Source organism: Stygiolobus sp. CP859M (assembly GCF_037389975.1).
Classification (GTDB): domain Archaea; phylum Thermoproteota; class Thermoprotei_A; order Sulfolobales; family Sulfolobaceae; genus Stygiolobus.
In genome coordinates, this window is sequence record NZ_JBBHKS010000007.1 from 193,983 (window position 1) to 212,970 (window position 18,988).

The window sequence follows — 18,988 nt, forward strand, 5'->3', positions numbered from 1 at the left end:
GGAGAAAAGTAATGACCACACTAAAAATAAAAAACCTTCACGTGCAAGTTGAAGGAAGAGAGATACTTAAGGGAGTAGAGCTTGAAATTAACTCAAGAGAAATTCACGTACTTATGGGACCTAACGGAAGCGGTAAAACCTCTTTATCATTAGCTATAATGGGACACCCTAAATATAAAATCACGGAAGGTAAAATCCTTCTTGACGGAGAAGATATCACAAACCTGGAGACTTACGAGAAAGTGAGAAAAGGTCTTTTCTTAGCTTTCCAAAATCCTATAGAGATTAGTGGAGTTAAACTTTCTACGCTTCTTGTAGCAGAATATAACAGAATTTACGGCTCCTCAACACAACCCTTACAAGTGATATCACAAGTTAAAGAGCTAAGCAAAACTGTAGGCGTTTCAGACTCACTTTTAAACAGAGGGATTTTCGAAGGATTTAGTGGAGGAGAGAAGAAAAGAACAGAAATCCTTCAAATGCTCCTCATGAAACCTAAAATAGCAATCCTAGACGAGCCAGACTCAGGAGTAGACGTGGATGGATTAAAAGCGATTTCAAATTCTATACTAAAGCTCAGAGAGGAAAACAATACTGGGTATTTGATAATTACTCATTATAGAAGGATCTTAGAACATATCAACGCCGACAGAGTACACGTACTATATAAAGGAAAGATCGTTGCTAGCGGAGGTATGGAGTTAGCTAAACTAATAGATGAAAAAGGTTACGAAGGAATAGTCAAATGATAGACTCTTTTTACAAATTATTCATAAGCAAGTTTAAATTAGATCTTTAACACAGTTAATGTGAGGTAATCCCAATTGCCAGAAGAGAAAATATCCGTTGATCTAAACGAATTAATAAACGCTACAATAGAAGCTAAAAATCACTCGCTCACACAGCAAGAATTCCATAAGAGACTGGTGGAATCTGGACTTAGCAAAGACGTGATAACCGAAATTTCTAAGATAAAGAAGGAACCTGAATGGATGCTAAGGTTGAGGCTAAGAAGCCTCGAGTTATTTGAAAAACTCCCCACACCTAATTGGCTTCCTGACTTCCTATCAGAGCTAGACGTTTCCAAAATGGAAATTTACATTAAACCAGACGTAGAGAGAACTTCTAACTGGGATCAAATACCACCAGAAATAAGAAAATATTACGAACAGTTAGGAATACCACAATCAGAACAACAATACCTAGGAGGTTTAGTAGCAACTTTTGAATCAGAACCGATATATAGTAACGTAAAAGCGGAACTTCAAAAGAAAGGGGTAATTATGATGCCCCCAGAAGAAGCAGTCCAGAAGTATCCAGATATAGTCAAAGAATACTTCACAAAAATATTCCCAGTCTCAGACCACAAATTCGCAGCCCTACACGGAGCATTATGGAGTGGAGGAGTATTCGTATACGTCCCTAAAGGAGTAAAAATAACAATGCCCGTTGAAGGGTTTTTCATAATAGGTACAGAAATGGAAGGACAGTTTGAACACACACTCCTAATTGCTGATGAGGGGTCTTATATTCACTTTATAGAAGGATGTAGTGCCCCACAGTTTAAGAAGTTCTCCTTCCACGACGGAATGGTCGAACTTTACGCTAAGAAGAACGCATACATTAAATTCACTACAGTTCAGAACTGGAGCAAGAACATAATTAACTTTAATAATAAAAGAGCGTGGGCTGATGAAAATGCAACAGTAGAATGGGTAGAAGGCTCTTTAGGATCAAAATATAGCTTTGTTTACCCCTCCACTATCCTAAGAGGTAAAAATGCAACCTCAACCAGCTTAGTAGTAACATTAGCAAGTGGAGAAGGAGAATGGAAAGATAGTGGTTCAAAAATGATACATGCTGCACCTAATACTAAAAGTAAAGTCGTAAGTAAAAACATCGGATTCAATGGAGGAGTTAATATATACAGAGGACTAATAAGAGTTAACAAAGGTGCAGTGGGATCTAAAGCATTTGTAAAGTGTGATTCGTTAATGTTAGATGAAAAAACTAAAGCCTATACATTCCCCCATAATCAAGTGTTTGAGGAAGATGCAGATGTAGCTCATGAGGCTCACACATTCAGAATGAACGAAGACCAGTTATTCTATCTAGAGAACAGAGGAATAGACGAGAAAGAAGCTGTGTCAATGCTAGTACTAGGATTTATAGACGAGATAATGAAAGAGTTACCATTCGAATACGCTACAATGTTAAACAAGGTTATTAAATTAGAACTCGACAAGCTAGGTGCAGTCGCATAATGTCCATAATAGATTTTTCCTCAGCTCAACAGTATATTTCAAAGTTTAGTAATAAAAGTGAAAGAGAAAGACTTTTATCATTATATTTATCCCTCCCTTATCAGAGGATTAACGATTCCCCTACTCTAAAACACTACACAGACTGGAGCAGATTTGAAAAATTGAACCTACAAGTTAATGATTTCTTGCCCTCGAAGGAAGGAAGAAAGATAGATGGTTATACTGAAATTACTTATCCATCTGAGATCGAAACAAAGGATGAACCCACTAACTCACTTATAAAAGCCGAGGAACATAAGCTAGTAAGCTTAACACTCGCATTATCAAATAAGATCACCATATCTTCATCAAATTTAAAGTCAAAGAAGATCCTATTTTACCACACGTCTTCTGAAGGAGTATTTTATCCCCTAAATTTAGAGGTTAAAGTAGAAGACGGAGACACGATGGACTTCGTTTATATGAGCGATAGTCCGAAGGATGGAATGACCTCATCTGTTATATCCTTTGAAGTAGGAAGAGATGCACAGCTAAATCTTACTATAATAGGGCTTTCCTCTAACCTATTCATTTATTCCAAGGCATTAGTAAAAGGAGAGCTTAACACCAACATTTTCACCTCAAGGTCGTTTATCTCACATGTAAGTTACTCAATCGAATTAATGGAAAACGCAATATCTACATTTTCAGCAAAGACCATAGGATTAAATGATGATAATATAAATGTAAGAGTAAGTGCAATTCATAAAGGTAAAAGGAGTAAAAGCGATGGCATGCTGAAGGCTATATCCACAGATTCCGCATTGTCCGTAATAGGAGGAGATGCAACAGTATCAGAAGAGGCGTTAGATTCTTCAACATCTATAATAGGTAGAGCGTATAACATCGGTAAGGACTCTAAAGCTGTAGTTGCTCCAATGTTAGAGGTCAAGACTGGGAGGGTTCAGCTAGCAAAGCACTCAGCTTCAATTTCGAGAGTACCAGATGAGCTTATCTTTTATCTGGAGACTAGAGGATTCAGCAGAAAAGAAGCAGAGTCCATGATAATTAAAGGTTTCATAATAGATGAAAATGATCCTCCGTTCTTAGAGAAAATAATCGATGAAATACTTACGGAGGCAAAAGTATTAGTTTCAGTCTAGTCTCTCTATTCTGACTTAAGCGAAAAATCCCTTATTTATAATCTACGTAAAAGGTAATACTGAGGGAGCATGAGAGTAATCACGTTCAAGGTCGAAGAAGAGTTGTTACAAGAGCTTGACCTCTATGCAGTTAATTCTAGAAACACCAGAAGTGAGATAATAAGAGAGGCCCTCATAAAATATCTGAGAGAAAAGAAAGCCGCCGCGGGGACTTGAACCCCGGACCACCGGCTATCTCGAGATAGACCTTACAAGGCCGGCGCTCTACCAGTCTGAGCTACGGCGGCAAGTTATTATTTTACCCATTAATTTTAAAGTTTTATCCCGTTAATACCGTCAAAACGTTTTTACGATATTACGAGTCTAATAGCTCTAAATATACCCACTTTTTCCGCTAATTCAGCTAGCTCACCTTTCACAAATTTACCATAAAAATCACCAAAATAAATTCCCCCTATCCTGACTATTATGGCTAGTTGGTTAAACCTAAACTTTTCATCCTCCCCTAATGCATTCAACATCGCTCTTCTTCCCGATTGGACTGCTACTTGAGCTGACATTGGTATGAATTTCGTCGTCGTTGCACAATCTCCGGCTCCATATACGTCATCGTAGTCAACCGACTTAAGATAATCATCTACTATCATCCTACCGTTTATATTGGTTAGTCCAATCTCACTGATCATCGGGGAGCCCTTAAATCCTACAGATGAAATTATGAGATCAGCTCTAATCTCATGATCGTTAGTTACTACTAGATTCTTCTCTATTTTTTCTACTTTATTCTTAAGTAATACCTTTACTCCCAATCCAGTAAGTAATTCATAAGCATATGTTGAAGACTCAGTATTCATAAAAGGTAAAAGCCTATCTTGTGCTTCTATTAGGTAAACTTCCTTCAAAGGATCCATTTCTTTTATAATCCCTGCTAATTCAACACCTAAATTACCTCCGCCTAATATTACAACAGACTTAGCCTTCAACAATTTATCTCTTAAATTTAGAGAATCTTGTATGTCTTCGACTTTCTCTGTGTTCGGAAATATTTTCTGAGAATACCCTAGTGCTATTATCAATTTATCATATTGGAACTCGCCCTTGTCAGTGATAACTACCTTTTTCCTAAAATCCACGTTCCTCACTCTAGCAACCAATACTTTATGGTAAGGGATCTTAGCTAACTTCGGATCTCCAGTCTTTATTACGTCCACTAGCCTATGGGTGAGAGTAAAATAACTTTTCTGATCTATAAGTAAAGCGTCAGGATTTGTTTTTAAAGCAGATAAACCTGCAAATCCTCCACCTAAAATTATAGTCTTCATAAGTATATATCAACTTTCAACTTTTTAAAGCTAGTTTCGTAATATTTAAAATTTTCACTTTTTTCCCAGTTCACCTCAAGTACTGAAGGCACATCGTGAAATGCTTATAGAATATAGACTAAATACCACTTACTGTCAAACTCATAAGAGTAAGGAGAAATTATCTAAAGTGGTTTCGCAGAACAGAAAATTAAAATTCGGCTAAAAAATTCTAGTTAAGAAGTAAAGGACTTGATCGAGAGACTAAAGAGTTTGTTTTTAATGAATCCTGTCAAGTTTGCATTTGAAATCTATGACTCAGAGGTCGATAACGAGTATGCAGATCTTACGGTAATTAATGAGGGTTATTTAATGTTTTACAGAAAATTTAAGCCAATTACGATACTGCTTTACGCGGAGAAGGAAGAGACAGCTAAAAAGTTACTGAGTTCAATAAGGGAAGACAAATTCGTACTGTTTGTGGAACCTAGATGGAGATCTTTGTTAAACTTTCCAAACAGTTAGATTTATCCAGAGCTCTTGATGGTGTGTAGATCTCCTATAGTCTTTAAGAGAGAGGATGTTAGGGAGTTGAATATGAAGGACTCTAATGAAATACTAAAAATCTATGGGAAAGAGAGGGGTAACACGTTACTACAGATGATAAAGAAAACAGAACTACTGCATACGGATTGTTTTTAAACGATCACCTAGTCTCAGCGGCTTATACATTGATTGAACTAGAGAAAGTTGCTGTAATAGGGGAAGTCCTAACTTAGGAAGAATTTAGGAATAGAGGTTTTGCAACTTCAGTTGTATCAATGTTGACTGAAGGCCTTATTAAAAGAGGTAAAGTTGCCTCATTGTACGTGAGAGAAGATAACAGCCATGCAATTCACGTTTATATGAAGATAGGATTTATAGAATGAGTGTGGTCAACAATTTTGTTAATTTAATATAATTTTATTCAACAATCTTTTCTCGTTCTGTAAAAACTTGTTTTCGCGTAATACTATTTAAGGGTGAGCACGGGGTTTTTATCTTGGTGAGCACATGGGAACCAAGTGGAAAGTCCCCGTGCTCACCCAAATTGTATTATTGTTATTTGAGTATATTAATGTTAAGCCAAGGTTTTACACTAGAGAGCAAGTAGCCCAAGCGTTGGCAGAATACTTGTGTGGTTTGTCCTCTTGGAGGGCTGTTTTACCCCATTCCACTCTGCTTTACTATCATAGGAGGTTGAGTTATGTGAGGTATGCTGTGCCATTGAGTGGTGTTTACGCTATTGATGAGACTAAGGTGAGGCTAATTAATGGTCAGTACTATTACGTGTGGATTGTTAGGGATGTAAAAACTAAGGGAATATCCTTCTTCATGGTTACTAGCGTTAGGAGTGGAGTACACGTCTTGGTAGTTCTTGTGAACATGAGTAGGGCTGAGGAAATAGCAATGAGGGTATTTAGGAGAAGGATTGATAAGGTAATTTACTTACACGATGGGGCAACTGCATACAACGCCTTCTCATGGTTAAACGTAGAACACGAGAAGGTAACGTTCAACGAGAGGGATTACGCAGAACAAGGGTTCAGAAGCCTAAAACATAGGCTTGCATCAATGGACTTCCACTTCCCTTGGAATTCTAACAAGTTCACAATAACTAGGTGGTTATCAACATTCTTCCTAATATATAACACCCTTTACACCCCAACGTACTTGTTAGATAAGGGGGTGATAATAAATGTAAATATTTCAAATGAATGAAATTGTTGTCCACACTCTATAGAATGTTGGAAAAGGTTATGGATATCTGCAAATACTGATACGAAACCTCTGTAAATATAATAGATGTGTATCTATGCCTTTTTGAATTTTTCTCTTTAACATGAACGCTTTTCGTCCTTCGATAAATTAAATAGATATTAATAATAGAGTATACCAAGATATTTTAACTAAATTTAAAAGATGATTCATACTCTATTTCATGCTAAACTATCATTATTTTAATAATAACGTTACATAACATTCCATTAAACTATTATTCAGTTAATTATCACTTTTTCGTCTCCCAACTAAGCCTAGAGAATCTTCTACCATATGCCCCTGAACTTCTGAATATAAACTTTATAACCGAATTAACACTTAAAAAATATAGTGCCGCCGTAGCTCAGCCTGGTTAGAGCGCCGGACTCATACGGCGCAGGGGACATCCGGTTGTCCGGGGTTCAAATCCCCGCGGCGGCATCTCCCTAATCTTTATCATAAATTGAAAGAGATTTACGTTCTTATGAGGGAGTATGATTGGAAACGTCTGAGGAAGAAACTGGAAACGCATAATATCAATTAGGTCTCTGACGTATTTATTAGAAGAGGGGTAGGAATAATAGACATTTTCGGGCTGACGGAGTATCAGAAGATCAAAATCTTAGAGAGGACACTGGAGAAGAGCTTATCAGACAAAGAAGGATAAACGAGGTAACTATAGTCTGGAAGGAATTCCATTCTTTCTATTGACTTCAGAGGACTGCAATATGAAAATGAAAGATATCATTATTGTTAAGTCAAGCAGAGAAGAGTTATATTAATATCTCACGAAAGCCTGAGGTCTATGAATTTGAATGGACTAAATTCCCTATTATTAGCTCTTCTTTCAATTTAATTACAGAGAAAGAATTAGACCTAGAGCGATGATAATAAGAAGCATTACCGAGGAAATACCTACCGCAGTACCTACACAAATACCTCTGCCTACCCAAAGGCCTACCACACTTGACAACATGATGACTACTACAAGAAGGACGTGCTAGGTCTTGTCTGATTGCAAGCTTTCTGCTCATAAATAATTCTGGTTATACAAAATATACATAGCTTAATGACTGCACTATGCTCACACTGACTCAAAAAGTAATTCAAGATATATTAAACACTACATTATTTACTATTTCCTTTCTACTATAACCTTGTATACAAACAAAGACGGCAAGATTGAAGATAACCCTGCTATTATAAAAATTCCATAAAACAAACCCAGTTTTACGATAAATGCAAGTAAGATTGACGCTAACGCTGAGAAGATAGTATCCATCAAGTGGTAAAATGAAGAAATTTTTGTGCTAAAATTTGACAATTTGACTACTGTTTCTTCAACGACTGGTGCCCTTAAGGATGAGGATATGTTGGCTAAGAGTATTAGGGATAAGAAGAGAAATATCGATTCTCGGTAAAACATAGAAAGTGATAAGAAAAGAATTAATTCTGCTATACACAATATTAGGAAAACTTTCTCACTTATTTTATGGCCTATATAAAAGAAAATAATTAGAGGAACTTGAATTATCATGAGGTATAAACTTATTTCCTGCGGGGTATATGTATAAAATACTGTAAGCAGAATTAAAGGTATATAACTTGTGATTGCAACTCTTCTTAAACTTGCAAAGAAGCCAAAGAATAAAACTAACTTCCCGACGTTTTTTAACCAAGAGTAGAGTTCCGATAAACTCTCTTTATTCTCTTCATATCTAAGCATTGATGATAATACTAGGTTTGCAAACAATAGAGGAATAAATAATATGAGGAGAATTTTTATCCCTATTATTCTACTCAAGTAGAATATTCCTAATCCTGCTAAGCTGAGGGTGTAAGTTAAGGTCATCATAATTGAATAATCCTTTCTCGTAAATCCTTTTTGAAGCATTATAACTGAGGAATTTATAGAGTTGGAGATACCCATAAAAATTGCAGAGAGGGTGAAAGTAAGGAAGGATCTTTGGATAATTAAGATTACAGCAGTTATGGGAATCTTAGGGAGGTAATACCAAGAAGTCGGTATTAGCGAGAAGTTTTTATTTTTCAACGTTGTTCTACTGAAAGATGTTGAAGGGACAAGTAGAGTACGCTAAGGAGAGGTTGGTCAAGGCAGTCAACCAAGTTTTGGGCATAGTGAGAAGGAACGGGAGGAGCAGGAGGGTAGGACTAGCACTAGTCCTCATGACCCTGCTAGGTGGTAGGGCCAGCGTGAAGAACGCTGCTGAGACGTTCGGGTTGGACTACGCGAACCTGCTGGAGGCGTTGGGGGAACTCGAAGACGCGTGGAAGGACTACTTGAAGGTCCTGTCGGGGCTGGTGAAGGGTGAGGTGGCCGTAATCATAGACAACACCGTGGACCACAAGGAGTACTCCAGAGGGAAGGACGTGAGCCCCCACGGAAACTACTGGATCTACTGCCACGCCCACCGGAGGTTTGAGAGGGGTGTGCAGCTCCTCACGGTCGCCATAGTGGACCTCTCCACGGGCAGGGCGTTCATGGTGGGGGCTTTCCCCTACGCCGTGAGGAAGATGTTGGATTTGGGGATGGTCAACGAGTTCAAGACCAAGATCGACTTGGCCAAGGAGATGTTGGACGTGCTCAAGGGGTACTTCCGCGTGTCCAAGGTAGTCTTCGACTCGTGGTACTGGTCGGAGAAGCTCGTGACGGACAACGTGGTGTCTGAGCTCAAGTCCAACCGGAGGCTCCTCAGGGTCGAGTCGGCCCGGGGGACCCTCGAGGAGGTGGAGGGACACCTCCGAGTGGGGGACCTACCCCCCGGAGTCTACTACGCCGACCTGACCCTGAGAGACCGAGTGATTACAGTAAAATTGCTAGTCCAAGAATATAAAGGTGACTCCGGGACACACGTCAGGTATCTCTACACGACCGATCTCTCGCTCAGCGAGGAGGAGATCGAGGAGGCATGGAGGATGAGGTGGGAGATCGAGAAGCTCCACAGGGATGTCAAGGCCCTTGGACTGGAGGACTCCTCGTTCTGGAGGAGAGAGAGGCTTCAGGGGTACCTCACGATCTTCACCATCATGGTCAACGTTGTCAGGGAGCTGATAGGGGAGCTGAACCTGAGGAGTGTGGAGGCGTTCCTCAGGTTCGTTGAACGTTATTTAGGCGGACCGCCTGGGCTGATGAAAATCTTTAAGTTACGTTAAAGTCCCATAACTGCTGTAAGATTATTAGTACAAGAAGTTCTAATGCCGCTGAGACCAAGAGATTCCTCTTTATCGAGAAAGACACCAGAATAATGTATGTGATAAATTGAGATATTGATATAGTACTTAATATTAACCCTATTTGAAAGTCATTTAAGCCTGATATTTTCATTAAAGCTATGAACGCAAAACTCATGAAACCTATGAAAAATGAGATAATTGACTTATATGCTAAGTAATAATTCTTCATTTAGATTCATCCGTTATATTTTTTCAAAATGTTGGCTAAGTTATCCACGAAGTCTTTAGGATATTCTCCAGTGTACTTCAAGAATGGCTTAAAATACCTCTCTACTAACTCTTCCAGGCTTAGTTCTCTTGATAACTTATCTATCTCAGTAAGGGGCAAATTAAAGTAGTAGATGGTGGGATCTTTAACTTTTGCCTCTTCAAAAGCTCTTCTTCTAGATCTACACGGCATACATATGCCGCAATGCATTTTTCCAGATACAATGCAACTATGAGTTTTTGTAAAATCTACGCCTAATTCATTACCCAACTTAATAACTTCACTTTTTACCATTGTGTGAAAAGGTGCCATAACCTTAAAACCCGTAAGAGATTCAATACCTTTTAAGATACTCATTTTATTACTCCACTCATCCTTAAGCCAGCCCACAAACATGGTATTTAGATTCGGATAAGCTGAAAAAGATGCTAGGATTTCTATCACAAACTGATACTTAATTATATATTGTATAGAACCTATTGGAGGGAGATCGAAAGACTTAATATAAGAGGAAAAATCAATAATCTTTAGAGGGGTATCGAGCTTTTTAGATAATTCTTTGACTAACTCTAATTCTCTTATCTGGGGAGGATAGCCGTAATATATGAAAGTTCCATGCAACACATATTTATCTTTAAGATAATACGCTAACACTGTGGAATCTATTCCTCCAGTAAGTTGAATAATAGCTTCATCAACCATGATTATTTCCCGTAAGGGTCTTTTGCCGGCATATAATATGCTATATGTGACATTGAATCTATTCTTTTATTATTCTTTATCTGATTGAAATTAGCATCTTTGTATTTAAATATCATAACCTCATCAAATGGTAATTTTCTGCCACTATATATTTTATATTCTCTAATGGCGGCCTCGTAATACATTCTACCCATGGAGTCTACTTGTATCTGATTATAAACTCCAGATATTATATTGTCATTTTTCTGTGTCAGATATACTGTATAACCCGGCGAAGTATTCAACCGGAATTTTTCATCAATAAACCCAACTAATTTAACTTTACCAACTCGTACCCCGTTAATAGTCTTAACTATACCTTTCTGATATCCTTGGAATACTATCTCACCCTCGTCGTTTAGAGTTAAATATGTAACATTTGCTTCTAATGGAAAACCCTCTAATGTTCCCGCGACAGAACTTATGTTAACCGCACCTTGATAAGCTTTTGAATAAGTAGAATAATCCCAGCAAATTATGGAGCCACCACTAGCAGCTTGCACTTCATATTTAGTTAATGATTCCCACTCGAAATAGAGAGACGAGATATTATTAGTCTTTGTATCGTATGAACCAATGCCAAGTCCTCTATAAGTTTCATCATTTAAATTAACTTCAATAATAAAAATGGTATCTATCTTGGAACTATCATAAAAGTTATAATACGATTTTAGAAAATCTTTGAATTGTTTATCTTCTAACTCACTATTTTCAATTTTTATCTCGATATTAGAAACAATGAACTTTATTTTAGGTATTAAGTTTTTCCCTATTATGTATTCAACTTTAGAACTGATTTCCATCTTTACCTGGATAGATTATTTCGTTTATGTTAGATAAAGATACTGTATTTAGAATATAGAGGAATATGTAGAAAATGTATATTATATTAAGTTTTTTCCGATCTTACTCTATATAATATATTTTTGCCGAAGTTACAACAGTCTGGAGATAGTGTCGTAATTAACCTACAAATTCTGGAATTAACATTCTCTCCCACAAGACTAGGACTATGTAGTACATCATGGTACTAATGCTCCTATTTACTGTCTTAGTAGTCCTCTTAAAACGTACGAGCCTATCCCTCAATCAAGAGTGCAGCGATTCGTTAGGATTAACGGGTGAGATAACCGGCTGTCCGGGGTTCAAATCCCCGCGGCGGCACCTTAACTACATTTGCTAATAATTTCGGACAGTTTTCTCGATAAGACGACTGCCAAAAGAGTAAGATTTGGTAACAATAATTAAAACAATCTGTACGTTTAAGCCTTTATCTTTCTCCGAAACGATACTTATACGTCTCAATCTTACTCCTCAAATTGTCAACCAACATTCTAGTCTCAAAGCTTACACTCTTCCCCTCCATAGCCTCCTCAGCCCTTGCCAGATACTCCTTAGCCCTCAAGTACAAATCCTTGTTATCATAAGCTACAGCATTTTGCAAATACATCATGCCGAGCATGACCAACTGCTTGATATATTCCTCACCCTTAATAAGCTTGAGATTAACCTCAAAGCTCCTTATGTATTTTTCATCAATAGGCTGCCCACTATCTGGTGAGATTGTAATCGTTCTCTTTTTCATGAAGGGACTGATAAGATTGCGACTCTGAAGATATTTACTAAAGTATGTTACTGAGATTACAAATACTACTAATGGAATTATTGTACTAAGGGTATTAGTTAGAGTTACATTGTGTAATAAATAGTAAGGAATCGAAAACGACACTACAGTAGCTATTGCTGTAGGGAAACCTATAAACAGCAATGCTAAACCAAGCCATTTCGAAAAAGATAACTTCTCTCCTTCCATAACTCTTCCCTTAGTTAAATTCATTATATAAAGTATAAAATTTTATTATATTAGCAACTAAACCGGCTTTCTGGCATTTCCTTCTTCACTCTTTTGTTGCAAAGGGTAAGGTTGGTATAGCTTGTCTGGTATTAGCACTTCCCTATTCTCTATCCTCTTAGTCTTGGTTCCGCATCCAGACATGCCTTCCTTAATCAAAATTCTGTGCTTATAAGCTACACTGTTTTGTGAATACACCATAGCAACTATATCTAATTGAAATTGTTAGACGTACTCCTATCAATATCTTCTTCAGAATCTGCTTCAGCAACAATCCTCATAATTCTTTAAACTATTCGTAGTGCTATACTCCTCTCGGTTAATGGTTAAACTCTTTAGACATTAGTTTAACTTATATTATATGGTTTATCAAATAAAGTTAAGGAAGAAAGGTGTAATTATCTTACCAAAAGATGTTAGGGAAAAACTCGGGATAAAAGAAAACGATATATTGTTAGGTGAGATGAAAGGTGAGGAGTTAGTTTTACGTCCCTTAAAACCTAAAATTGTAAGGGTTGATCCCAAAATGGTAGAAGAGATCCTTAAGGAAGAAGGTGAGGCTGAAAGGAGGAAAGAGGAGGAAATATTTAATGATAGTTGATACGGGAGTTCTAATAGAGTACATTAATGAGGCTGGTACATACCATGAAAAGGTTAAGAAGCTAATTGAGAGCTACACACCACTTTATGTCACACCAATCACTTTGAGTGAAGTATTATACGTAAGTTATAGGGTTTATATAACAGCTGGGTTAAGTAACGCCAACAATTACGCAAAGGAATTTGTAGAGTGGCTATCAGCTAAACTGAAACTCACGGAGATTAACCACGAAATAGTAATAAAAGCAGGGGAAATAAAGAAAAAATACGGGATAGCTTTGCCAGACTGTTATGTAATAGCTACTGCAGACTATTTAAAAGATAAGGCTCTCTTTAAAAGAGAGAAGGAAATAGTTCAAGTCTTGGACGAAATTAGAAAAGAATTCGGAGATATTATTAGTTTTATTGATGAAATATAATAAAATAATAAAAAACTTAAATTTTATAAATTCTGAATATATTAACAGAAGTATTTACTTAAACATCTCAGGATTATTACTATACTGGAGTTAAAGAGGATAAAACTAGTTCAAATACCGTAGCCGTTCCAATAAATTACTTAAGGATAATCGTGGTGCGAAAAATTTTCACGTAAGAAGATGGGGTAAAAAGCTCTCTATACATTTAAGAAAATTTTCAATATTCTTAATATATAGTTAAGTTAAAGACTATCAGCCTTAATAATTAATCTTATGTCCCTGTCAAAGCATATCATCGTTCTTGAAAAGAAATCTTCCCTACCTAAAATAAGGCTTGGAAAAACTCCTTCATAAACGCCTAAATCGGCTATTGCAACTGGTATTTCAAAATTTTCATTTAGCTCTACGGGTAGCTAGAGATAGAGGAGTTTGGAAAAGAGGATTTTAATGTGGGGCTTTAAAGAGTAGCTGAAGGACAAGTTAAGTTAATACGGAAATCCGATGTTAATTCTAGAAGTTACTGAAAGATATAAGATTATGTTAAAGCTCAAGCTAGAAAATCCTGAGGGTTTATTTAAATATGGCTCTTCACTTTAACTATATAAAAATTTTCTAGCGACAATAAAGCTGAGCAGCGACAATGTAAAATCTGGAATACTAAATAATATAAACATAGACCTGAGGCTGAGGTGGTTAAGATCGGCATAAGTGGCAATAGAGTCAACAAAACCGAAAGGCGCAGTGACTATTATATATTTTATATTATTCTTCCTATGGCTTAAGCAAGCCGTAACACCCCAGGAATAATGCAATAATAGTGAAGACGTTCTATCAATAATTTTCACGATAATAACCTGAAGTAACGTAGTCAGAACTACTGTATAATTAAGGATAAATGCGTCCGGTAACAAAAGGAGCCCTTCTAACACTGCATTTTCCCAAAAAGCTAAGGCTACTCCATACACTTGAGAGTCTCCTTTAACTAACCTTGCGAACACGTATGCGAAACCAGGTTCTGTAGCAGCCGTTAAAGCTCCATAAGCTAGGTATGTAGGTATCTGAGGCTTTTCGAAGAAGCTTAAAAAAGAGTACTGGATTACAACCTTTACGATTATAGCTGTAAAATACGCAGCTGCTGCAACCGCGAGGGCTTGTATGTCCCTCTTTACGAAAAAGAGAGGCAGAACACCAACTAAAATGGAAATAACACTACCTATAAGTATATACAAGTCCATGGGTTAAAGTAAGGAAATAACTATTTAACGTTCCTTTTCAAAAATGAAAAGAAGTAATTTCTAGCTTCTTCCATGAGCTCCTTTAGCTCACCCTCGTTATCGAAAAGTATCCCATAATTCATAATGATATCCATTAATACAGCATAATCTATAGGATCTACGTCATCTGGTATTTCATTAGGATACGCTTGGAGAGCTCTATTCCTTAAACTTAATAATTTTTCATAAAGGAACTTAACCTTAATGTCTCTAGGATGGATTTGGAGAAAATTCGGCAAAGCATAGTACAAGGCTTTAGCCCGATAATATTTTACCTTAAACTTTCCCACCTTCTCCACCTTCACTACCTCTATTAACCCTCCCTTCTCGAGCCTCTTTAGCCTTCTCCAAACTATCGGTATCGGCTCATTTAGCCTCTCAGAAATCTGAGTGACATTTAGAGGTTCTCTTATTATTTCTTTGATGATCATGACATTTAATTTGTCGAAAAGAAGATCAACTTGCTCCTTATTTACTACCATAAATCTTAGCATAAGATAATAGAAGGGATTAAGGATAAATTTTGTTAACGGTGTTTTCTCATCAATTCGCTATTATCACCTTTTAAGTTTGTGTAAGACTTTACAGGGGGTCTGTTTGGTTTGATTACCTTTCCCATCAGATAAATTCTTTTTAAACCAAATAATCGTTTTGTAAAGAAGAGGGTTAGGAGAAGGAAATCTCCGAAAAGGGATTAACAGCCCCATATAGAAATGTTTATAAACGTTACTTTTTCTAAATTTCCTTAAATAACTAGGAGAGATAAAGCAATCAGAGATATTCTTTTTATAAAAATCGCCTATCCAACCTCTTACTAGTCCTTGTAACTAACTACTCAAAAGCACTCCGTCATGCATTATAGAGATTAAGAGGATTGTTATGACAACACCTTCCTGATATACAAGGGATGGTATAATAATTCGAAAAGAGAATGTTTCCCTTAGACGTGAAAAAAGATTGAAGAAATTGGTTATCATTAGTTTTAGTGTACTTGCAATTAGGAGAAAGACCGTGACGTTATTAGGGTGGTGAACTTAAATGGGAGGGGTTTCTGAGCCTCTCGATTGACCACTGAAGGAAGAATGTGATTCCAAATCGATGAGAGGAACCCACGCTTCTTAGAGCGGAAGGGAAATCATCTCTCGCCCCTCAACTTTGAAGTAAGACCGTAAGGAATTATACTGCCTTTTCTTTCTAGAAGTTTTATTCCTTTGCTTTCGGCATACTTAAAGAACTTCTCATTTAACTCCTCCTCTCTCATCTTATCTAACTCGATTAGGAATCTGATCAGTGATTTTCTTAACTCCTCTGCAAAAGCTTTATCTGACTCTATCGGTAAATCTCGATCCGAATGATAAAAAGGAATTAAATCGTCGTTATAGAGAACCATAGCGGGATAACCTTCCATTATATAAGGAAAGTGATCGGAATAAGGTGTGGGCATCTCCACCCTTTTCACGTTAAAAAATCGCGATAAATCCCATAGATCAGGAGTAGCCGAAAAGACTACTTTGTCGGGGTATAAAGCGTCGAGAGATATCATAGCAAACACGTCATCTTTGGGTTGTTGAATAGAGCCGTTGCAACATCTGGGACCCTCTTCAGACGAAAAGAAAACGATTTTGAGACCGTGTTTAAACTTTGGAAATTCTATAGTAGAAAGAAATTCTACAGCGAAAATATTATCATGATATCCTGATAGCCAGTGATCTACATGAGCTCCAATAACGATATATTTTTCACCTTCTTGAACAGTAAACTCTAGGTTATGAGATATCGTATCAACGAGTCTGCTCTTAGATTCTATATCTACTACATCACCTGGCTTTAAAGGTATTGAACTGAAAACAGCCGGTTTTTCATCCTTTACACTAATCCTCCTTAATTTCCCCTTGTCATAAAATACTGAAGCTGAATATTTCCTTTTTAAATTCTCCTCATGTATCGAAGGTACGAGAAATGGGTGCTCTGGCATTACGTTAAAGGCTATATCCTTTCCTACTTCCCCTTTCAGGTATCCGCAAGTATACGGTAATAAACTGGCTTTTACTTCTTTTCCGTTAACTACAAAACGGAATTCGTCTATCACCCATTCCTTAGTCTTTACCAAGTATTCACGATATGTAGAATAATTACCTGAGAGTCTTTCCTTTAGGATACTAAGGATCTCTTTCTCTTTGTTAGAACCATGAATAGCCTCACCGAGCTTGGAAAGCTCTTCTCCCAGCACAATGAGATAATTAATTCAAGGCTTAAATAAATAAGATAAACGTGAAAAGAAGATAAGGGAAACAAAAAAAGCAAATTTAACTTATTAAAAATAAAAAATATTATGCTTTCATTGCGAGCCTTCTATAGGCTTACCTAACACTGACGGCGGGAATTGACTATATATGACCCCTGCTATTATTAACAACACGATTACTATATACCCTACCGTAGCCACCTGAGAGGCTGTTGGTGAAAACCCTTGATATCCGGTAGTTTCAGCAATTGCAACTGCAAAAATCACTATTAGTCCTATTATGAATATTACTTTGAAAGTCTTATCCAATTGTTCTAATCTTTTTTCATCCCTAATTACTGCCATTTCTCTCACCTCTCACCATATACTATCCTTGCAGTGACCAACATTCCGATCATCACCGCGATTAAGAATTCCCAACCGCTTAAGGACATCTGCAACAACCCGCTTAATATATGACCAGAAGCACATCCGTTAGCCATTCTGGCACCGAACATCATTAGCGCAGTACCACCGAATGACCCCAGAGCCCTTATTGTCTCATTATCACCAAACCTCTTCTGCCAGCTTGGAGGAATATTCTTCCTAAAGGCAGTGAACCTTCTGGTCAAGAATATCGCTGCGAAGAACGAACCTAACAATGTTCCTATATCGCTGAAGGGTTCCCAACCAATACCTTTAAACACTATCTGACTGTACTTGAAATCTGGAAGAAATATATGACCCGCCATCCATGAGTATGTAGTGGACTCTCCGAAGATCTGGTGCATGAACATCTCGGCAACTACGGTGAGACCCACTAATCCGCCTATGCTTACCATGTAGAATTTAGTTACGTTGCTCTCTACAGCCCAATATTCGTTTAATTTCTTAGCAATTGACTTATCGTCATATGGTAGACCACCGTAAGTTAAGTACATCGCCGTATCAAGCCTTTTTGCTCTTTCAAAGTCGCTCAGTCCTTGTCCTCTGAGTGTAGACCTTAAACAGCTGTGCTGACCACCTTTATATCTAGGTAAGAAATATGCTATAGTGAACAGTATTGCAGCGTAAACTAATGAAATTCCGAATAGATCAATAGGCGTTAGACCGCTCCAAGGTACTAAGTATTCTTTACCGGCTGGGTGACTAGCACCTATAACCTGACTACCGAAATTCAGGGTGCTAACGAGCCATTGCCCTGCTGGAGTCTGGAAGAGAGCTGTCCATGCAGCAGCTCCTACAAGCCCACCAAATATTGCATATATTGCATCTCTTCTTCCCTCACCTAATGCCATCCATGTTGAACCAGGGAAATAACCCGAAATTGCAAGCCCTACACCGAATAAGAGACCACCGAGGCCTACTCCGATTAGATATAATGCTTTAGCAGACCAATGAAATCCCACTCCCGCAGCATATAACCCGTACATTATTGGAGTGGCAATTGCAACTCCCAGCAAAATACAATCTACAAAGAGTCTATCTTCCCACTTAGAAAGCCTAATTAATGTTTCTGGATTCCCTATGCCCCATGCTTCTGCTGCAGCTCCTATTATGAATCCTACTAGAATTCCAACCCAGAGAGGAGCTGTAAATGTTATCATTTTTCTTTCATCTCCAAAATTAATACTTGCTCTTGAAAAATATAAGTAGAGTTTTTAAAATATTGTAGATAATTAATTAACCGAGTTAAAAACTGATATTTCATTAAAAGTTGATATAAAAATAATACAAAAAATGATAAAGATGAGATAAAAGACTCCATGTCTAATAGCATTCTTTTTAATTATTAAACGTAAATAAATAAATACTAATTAGTTTACTCATGTAGTTATATGATTTTCTTTTTTCAAAAAGGTTATGGATATCAAATTATTTTTAGGAAACCTTTCGGATATTTCACAG

The 18,988-nt window shown here is 37.2% G+C and carries 22 protein-coding genes, 2 tRNA genes and 4 pseudogenes; 12 read left to right on the forward strand and 16 right to left on the reverse strand.

What is annotated here, in order from left to right:
* Window positions 1–11: 11 nt before the first annotated feature.
* From sufC to WIW72_RS02630, 4 genes are all read left to right on the forward strand, one after another.
* Window positions 12–749, forward strand: coding sequence for a Fe-S cluster assembly ATPase SufC (sufC, locus tag WIW72_RS02615; protein WP_337701317.1), 738 nt, complete (start codon window positions 12–14; stop codon window positions 747–749).
* 75 nt (window positions 750–824) lie between these two features.
* On the forward strand, window positions 825–2,264 hold the full coding sequence (gene sufB, locus WIW72_RS02620) for a Fe-S cluster assembly protein SufB (RefSeq protein ID WP_337701315.1): 1,440 nt from the start codon (window positions 825–827) through the stop codon (window positions 2,262–2,264).
* Window positions 2,264–3,406 carry a SufD family Fe-S cluster assembly protein gene (locus tag WIW72_RS02625; RefSeq protein ID WP_337701313.1) on the forward strand — a complete coding sequence of 381 codons (1,143 nt, stop codon included), beginning with the start codon at window positions 2,264–2,266 and terminating at the stop codon, window positions 3,404–3,406. The genes sufB and WIW72_RS02625 overlap by 1 nt, the downstream gene beginning before the upstream one ends.
* 69 nt (window positions 3,407–3,475) lie before the next feature.
* Window positions 3,476–3,622: a ribbon-helix-helix protein, CopG family gene (locus WIW72_RS02630; RefSeq protein WP_156007956.1), complete on the forward strand. Its 147-nt coding sequence runs from the start codon at window positions 3,476–3,478 to the stop codon at window positions 3,620–3,622.
* On the opposite strand, the gene WIW72_RS02635 is transcribed toward WIW72_RS02630, so the two are convergent.
* Both WIW72_RS02635 and WIW72_RS02640 read right to left on the reverse strand, forming a co-directional pair.
* Window positions 3,604–3,693, reverse strand: a tRNA-Thr gene (locus tag WIW72_RS02635). The genes WIW72_RS02630 and WIW72_RS02635 overlap by 19 nt on opposite strands.
* A 60-nt stretch (window positions 3,694–3,753) precedes the next feature.
* Complete coding sequence (locus WIW72_RS02640) at window positions 3,754–4,728, reverse strand: NAD(P)/FAD-dependent oxidoreductase (protein WP_337701311.1); 975 nt, start codon at window positions 4,726–4,728, stop codon at window positions 3,754–3,756.
* A gap of 261 nt (window positions 4,729–4,989) precedes the next feature.
* On the opposite strand from WIW72_RS02640, the gene WIW72_RS02645 reads away from it, so the two are divergent.
* The 5 genes and pseudogenes from WIW72_RS02645 (at window position 4,990) to WIW72_RS02665 (ending at window position 6,948) form a co-directional block, all read left to right on the forward strand.
* Window positions 4,990–5,232 carry a hypothetical protein gene (locus tag WIW72_RS02645; protein WP_337701309.1) on the forward strand — a complete coding sequence of 81 codons (243 nt, stop codon included), beginning with the start codon at window positions 4,990–4,992 and terminating at the stop codon, window positions 5,230–5,232.
* Window positions 5,233–5,250: 18 nt separating this feature from the next.
* Window positions 5,251–5,409 (forward strand): hypothetical protein, encoded by a 159-nt coding sequence (locus tag WIW72_RS02650; protein ID WP_337721224.1) that lies wholly within the window; start codon window positions 5,251–5,253, stop codon window positions 5,407–5,409.
* 89 nt (window positions 5,410–5,498) lie between these two features.
* Window positions 5,499–5,636: pseudogene (locus WIW72_RS02655) on the forward strand (GNAT family N-acetyltransferase); the annotation flags it as partial.
* 124 nt (window positions 5,637–5,760) lie between these two features.
* Window positions 5,761–6,468, forward strand: a complete 708-nt coding sequence (locus WIW72_RS02660) for an IS6 family transposase (RefSeq protein ID WP_337701307.1) — start codon at window positions 5,761–5,763, stop codon at window positions 6,466–6,468.
* Window positions 6,469–6,860: 392 nt separating this feature from the next.
* A tRNA-Met gene (locus WIW72_RS02665) sits at window positions 6,861–6,948 on the forward strand.
* A 392-nt stretch (window positions 6,949–7,340) separates the two neighbouring features.
* Here the strand turns inward: WIW72_RS02665 and WIW72_RS02670 are convergent.
* A pseudogene (locus WIW72_RS02670) lies at window positions 7,341–7,541 on the reverse strand (IS1/IS1595 family N-terminal zinc-binding domain-containing protein); the annotation flags it as partial.
* Between the two features lie 101 nt (window positions 7,542–7,642).
* Complete coding sequence (locus WIW72_RS02675; protein ID WP_337701305.1) at window positions 7,643–8,560, reverse strand: hypothetical protein; 918 nt, start codon at window positions 8,558–8,560, stop codon at window positions 7,643–7,645.
* A 17-nt stretch (window positions 8,561–8,577) separates the two neighbouring features.
* Between WIW72_RS02675 and WIW72_RS02680 the strand changes: the two genes are divergently transcribed.
* Window positions 8,578–9,681 carry a transposase gene (locus tag WIW72_RS02680; RefSeq protein WP_337721225.1) on the forward strand — a complete coding sequence of 368 codons (1,104 nt, stop codon included), beginning with the start codon at window positions 8,578–8,580 and terminating at the stop codon, window positions 9,679–9,681.
* Here WIW72_RS02680 and WIW72_RS02685 read toward each other — a convergent pair.
* From WIW72_RS02685 to WIW72_RS02710, 6 genes and pseudogenes are all read right to left on the reverse strand, one after another.
* Window positions 9,668–9,931: a hypothetical protein gene (locus WIW72_RS02685; RefSeq protein WP_337700968.1), complete on the reverse strand. Its 264-nt coding sequence runs from the start codon at window positions 9,929–9,931 to the stop codon at window positions 9,668–9,670. The genes WIW72_RS02680 and WIW72_RS02685 overlap by 14 nt on opposite strands.
* Window positions 9,932–9,937: 6 nt before the next feature.
* Window positions 9,938–10,672: a 7-cyano-7-deazaguanine synthase gene (locus WIW72_RS02690; protein ID WP_337700970.1), complete on the reverse strand. Its 735-nt coding sequence runs from the start codon at window positions 10,670–10,672 to the stop codon at window positions 9,938–9,940.
* Window positions 10,673–10,674: 2 nt separating this feature from the next.
* Window positions 10,675–11,514 (reverse strand): hypothetical protein, encoded by an 840-nt coding sequence (locus WIW72_RS02695; protein ID WP_337700972.1) that lies wholly within the window; start codon window positions 11,512–11,514, stop codon window positions 10,675–10,677.
* A gap of 160 nt (window positions 11,515–11,674) precedes the next feature.
* Window positions 11,675–11,842 (reverse strand): annotated as a pseudogene (locus WIW72_RS02700) (IS1 family transposase); the annotation flags it as partial.
* A gap of 139 nt (window positions 11,843–11,981) precedes the next feature.
* Window positions 11,982–12,524: a hypothetical protein gene (locus WIW72_RS02705; RefSeq protein WP_337701238.1), complete on the reverse strand. Its 543-nt coding sequence runs from the start codon at window positions 12,522–12,524 to the stop codon at window positions 11,982–11,984.
* Window positions 12,525–12,581: 57 nt separating this feature from the next.
* Window positions 12,582–12,764: a hypothetical protein gene (locus WIW72_RS02710; RefSeq protein ID WP_337700973.1), complete on the reverse strand. Its 183-nt coding sequence runs from the start codon at window positions 12,762–12,764 to the stop codon at window positions 12,582–12,584.
* Between the two features lie 160 nt (window positions 12,765–12,924).
* Between WIW72_RS02710 and WIW72_RS02715 the strand changes: the two genes are divergently transcribed.
* Window positions 12,925–13,164, forward strand: coding sequence for an AbrB/MazE/SpoVT family DNA-binding domain-containing protein (locus WIW72_RS02715; protein WP_337700975.1), 240 nt, complete (start codon window positions 12,925–12,927; stop codon window positions 13,162–13,164).
* On the forward strand, window positions 13,154–13,582 hold the full coding sequence (locus WIW72_RS02720) for a PIN domain-containing protein (protein WP_337700976.1): 429 nt from the start codon (window positions 13,154–13,156) through the stop codon (window positions 13,580–13,582). Before WIW72_RS02715 ends, WIW72_RS02720 begins: the two co-directional genes overlap by 11 nt.
* A 242-nt stretch (window positions 13,583–13,824) precedes the next feature.
* Here the strand turns inward: WIW72_RS02720 and WIW72_RS02725 are convergent.
* From WIW72_RS02725 to WIW72_RS02750, 6 genes and pseudogenes are all read right to left on the reverse strand, one after another.
* A pseudogene (locus WIW72_RS02725) lies at window positions 13,825–13,989 on the reverse strand (conjugal transfer protein); the annotation flags it as partial.
* 186 nt (window positions 13,990–14,175) lie between these two features.
* Window positions 14,176–14,817, reverse strand: coding sequence for a hypothetical protein (locus WIW72_RS02730; RefSeq protein WP_337700978.1), 642 nt, complete (start codon window positions 14,815–14,817; stop codon window positions 14,176–14,178).
* Window positions 14,818–14,837: 20 nt separating this feature from the next.
* Window positions 14,838–15,350 carry an ArsR/SmtB family transcription factor gene (locus WIW72_RS02735; RefSeq protein ID WP_337721226.1) on the reverse strand — a complete coding sequence of 171 codons (513 nt, stop codon included), beginning with the start codon at window positions 15,348–15,350 and terminating at the stop codon, window positions 14,838–14,840.
* Between the two features lie 641 nt (window positions 15,351–15,991).
* A complete protein-coding gene (locus WIW72_RS02740) occupies window positions 15,992–17,086 on the reverse strand; it encodes a M28 family peptidase (protein ID WP_337700983.1) in 1,095 nt (364 codons plus the stop codon).
* Between the two features lie 108 nt (window positions 17,087–17,194).
* Window positions 17,195–17,446, reverse strand: coding sequence for a hypothetical protein (locus WIW72_RS02745; protein ID WP_337700984.1), 252 nt, complete (start codon window positions 17,444–17,446; stop codon window positions 17,195–17,197).
* 5 nt (window positions 17,447–17,451) lie between these two features.
* Window positions 17,452–18,687 (reverse strand): YeeE/YedE thiosulfate transporter family protein, encoded by a 1,236-nt coding sequence (locus WIW72_RS02750; protein WP_337700986.1) that lies wholly within the window; start codon window positions 18,685–18,687, stop codon window positions 17,452–17,454.
* Window positions 18,688–18,988 lie beyond the last annotated feature (301 nt).

Excerpts from the sequence above, each read along its gene's own strand:
- sufC (WP_337701317.1), top strand. The coding sequence starts at position 12 with ATGACCACACTAAAAATAAAAAACCTTCACGTGCAAGTTGAAGGAAGA.
- WIW72_RS02625 (WP_337701313.1), top strand. The coding sequence starts at position 2,264 with ATGTCCATAATAGATTTTTCCTCAGCTCAACAGTATATTTCAAAGTTT.
- WIW72_RS02630 (WP_156007956.1), top strand. The coding sequence starts at position 3,476 with ATGAGAGTAATCACGTTCAAGGTCGAAGAAGAGTTGTTACAAGAGCTT.
- WIW72_RS02640 (WP_337701311.1), bottom strand. The coding sequence starts at position 4,728 with ATGAAGACTATAATTTTAGGTGGAGGATTTGCAGGTTTATCTGCTTTA.
- WIW72_RS02645 (WP_337701309.1), top strand. The coding sequence starts at position 4,990 with ATGAATCCTGTCAAGTTTGCATTTGAAATCTATGACTCAGAGGTCGAT.
- WIW72_RS02650 (WP_337721224.1), top strand. The coding sequence starts at position 5,251 with ATGGTGTGTAGATCTCCTATAGTCTTTAAGAGAGAGGATGTTAGGGAG.
- WIW72_RS02660 (WP_337701307.1), top strand. The coding sequence starts at position 5,761 with ATGGGAACCAAGTGGAAAGTCCCCGTGCTCACCCAAATTGTATTATTG.
- WIW72_RS02680 (WP_337721225.1), top strand. The coding sequence starts at position 8,578 with ATGTTGAAGGGACAAGTAGAGTACGCTAAGGAGAGGTTGGTCAAGGCA.
- WIW72_RS02685 (WP_337700968.1), bottom strand. The coding sequence starts at position 9,931 with ATGAAGAATTATTACTTAGCATATAAGTCAATTATCTCATTTTTCATA.
- WIW72_RS02690 (WP_337700970.1), bottom strand. The coding sequence starts at position 10,672 with ATGGTTGATGAAGCTATTATTCAACTTACTGGAGGAATAGATTCCACA.
- WIW72_RS02695 (WP_337700972.1), bottom strand. The coding sequence starts at position 11,514 with ATGGAAATCAGTTCTAAAGTTGAATACATAATAGGGAAAAACTTAATA.
- WIW72_RS02705 (WP_337701238.1), bottom strand. The coding sequence starts at position 12,524 with ATGGAAGGAGAGAAGTTATCTTTTTCGAAATGGCTTGGTTTAGCATTG.
- WIW72_RS02710 (WP_337700973.1), bottom strand. The coding sequence starts at position 12,764 with ATGGTGTATTCACAAAACAGTGTAGCTTATAAGCACAGAATTTTGATT.
- WIW72_RS02715 (WP_337700975.1), top strand. The coding sequence starts at position 12,925 with ATGGTTTATCAAATAAAGTTAAGGAAGAAAGGTGTAATTATCTTACCA.
- WIW72_RS02720 (WP_337700976.1), top strand. The coding sequence starts at position 13,154 with ATGATAGTTGATACGGGAGTTCTAATAGAGTACATTAATGAGGCTGGT.
- WIW72_RS02730 (WP_337700978.1), bottom strand. The coding sequence starts at position 14,817 with ATGGACTTGTATATACTTATAGGTAGTGTTATTTCCATTTTAGTTGGT.
- WIW72_RS02735 (WP_337721226.1), bottom strand. The coding sequence starts at position 15,350 with ATGCTAAGATTTATGGTAGTAAATAAGGAGCAAGTTGATCTTCTTTTC.
- WIW72_RS02745 (WP_337700984.1), bottom strand. The coding sequence starts at position 17,446 with ATGGCAGTAATTAGGGATGAAAAAAGATTAGAACAATTGGATAAGACT.
- WIW72_RS02750 (WP_337700986.1), bottom strand. The coding sequence starts at position 18,687 with ATGATAACATTTACAGCTCCTCTCTGGGTTGGAATTCTAGTAGGATTC.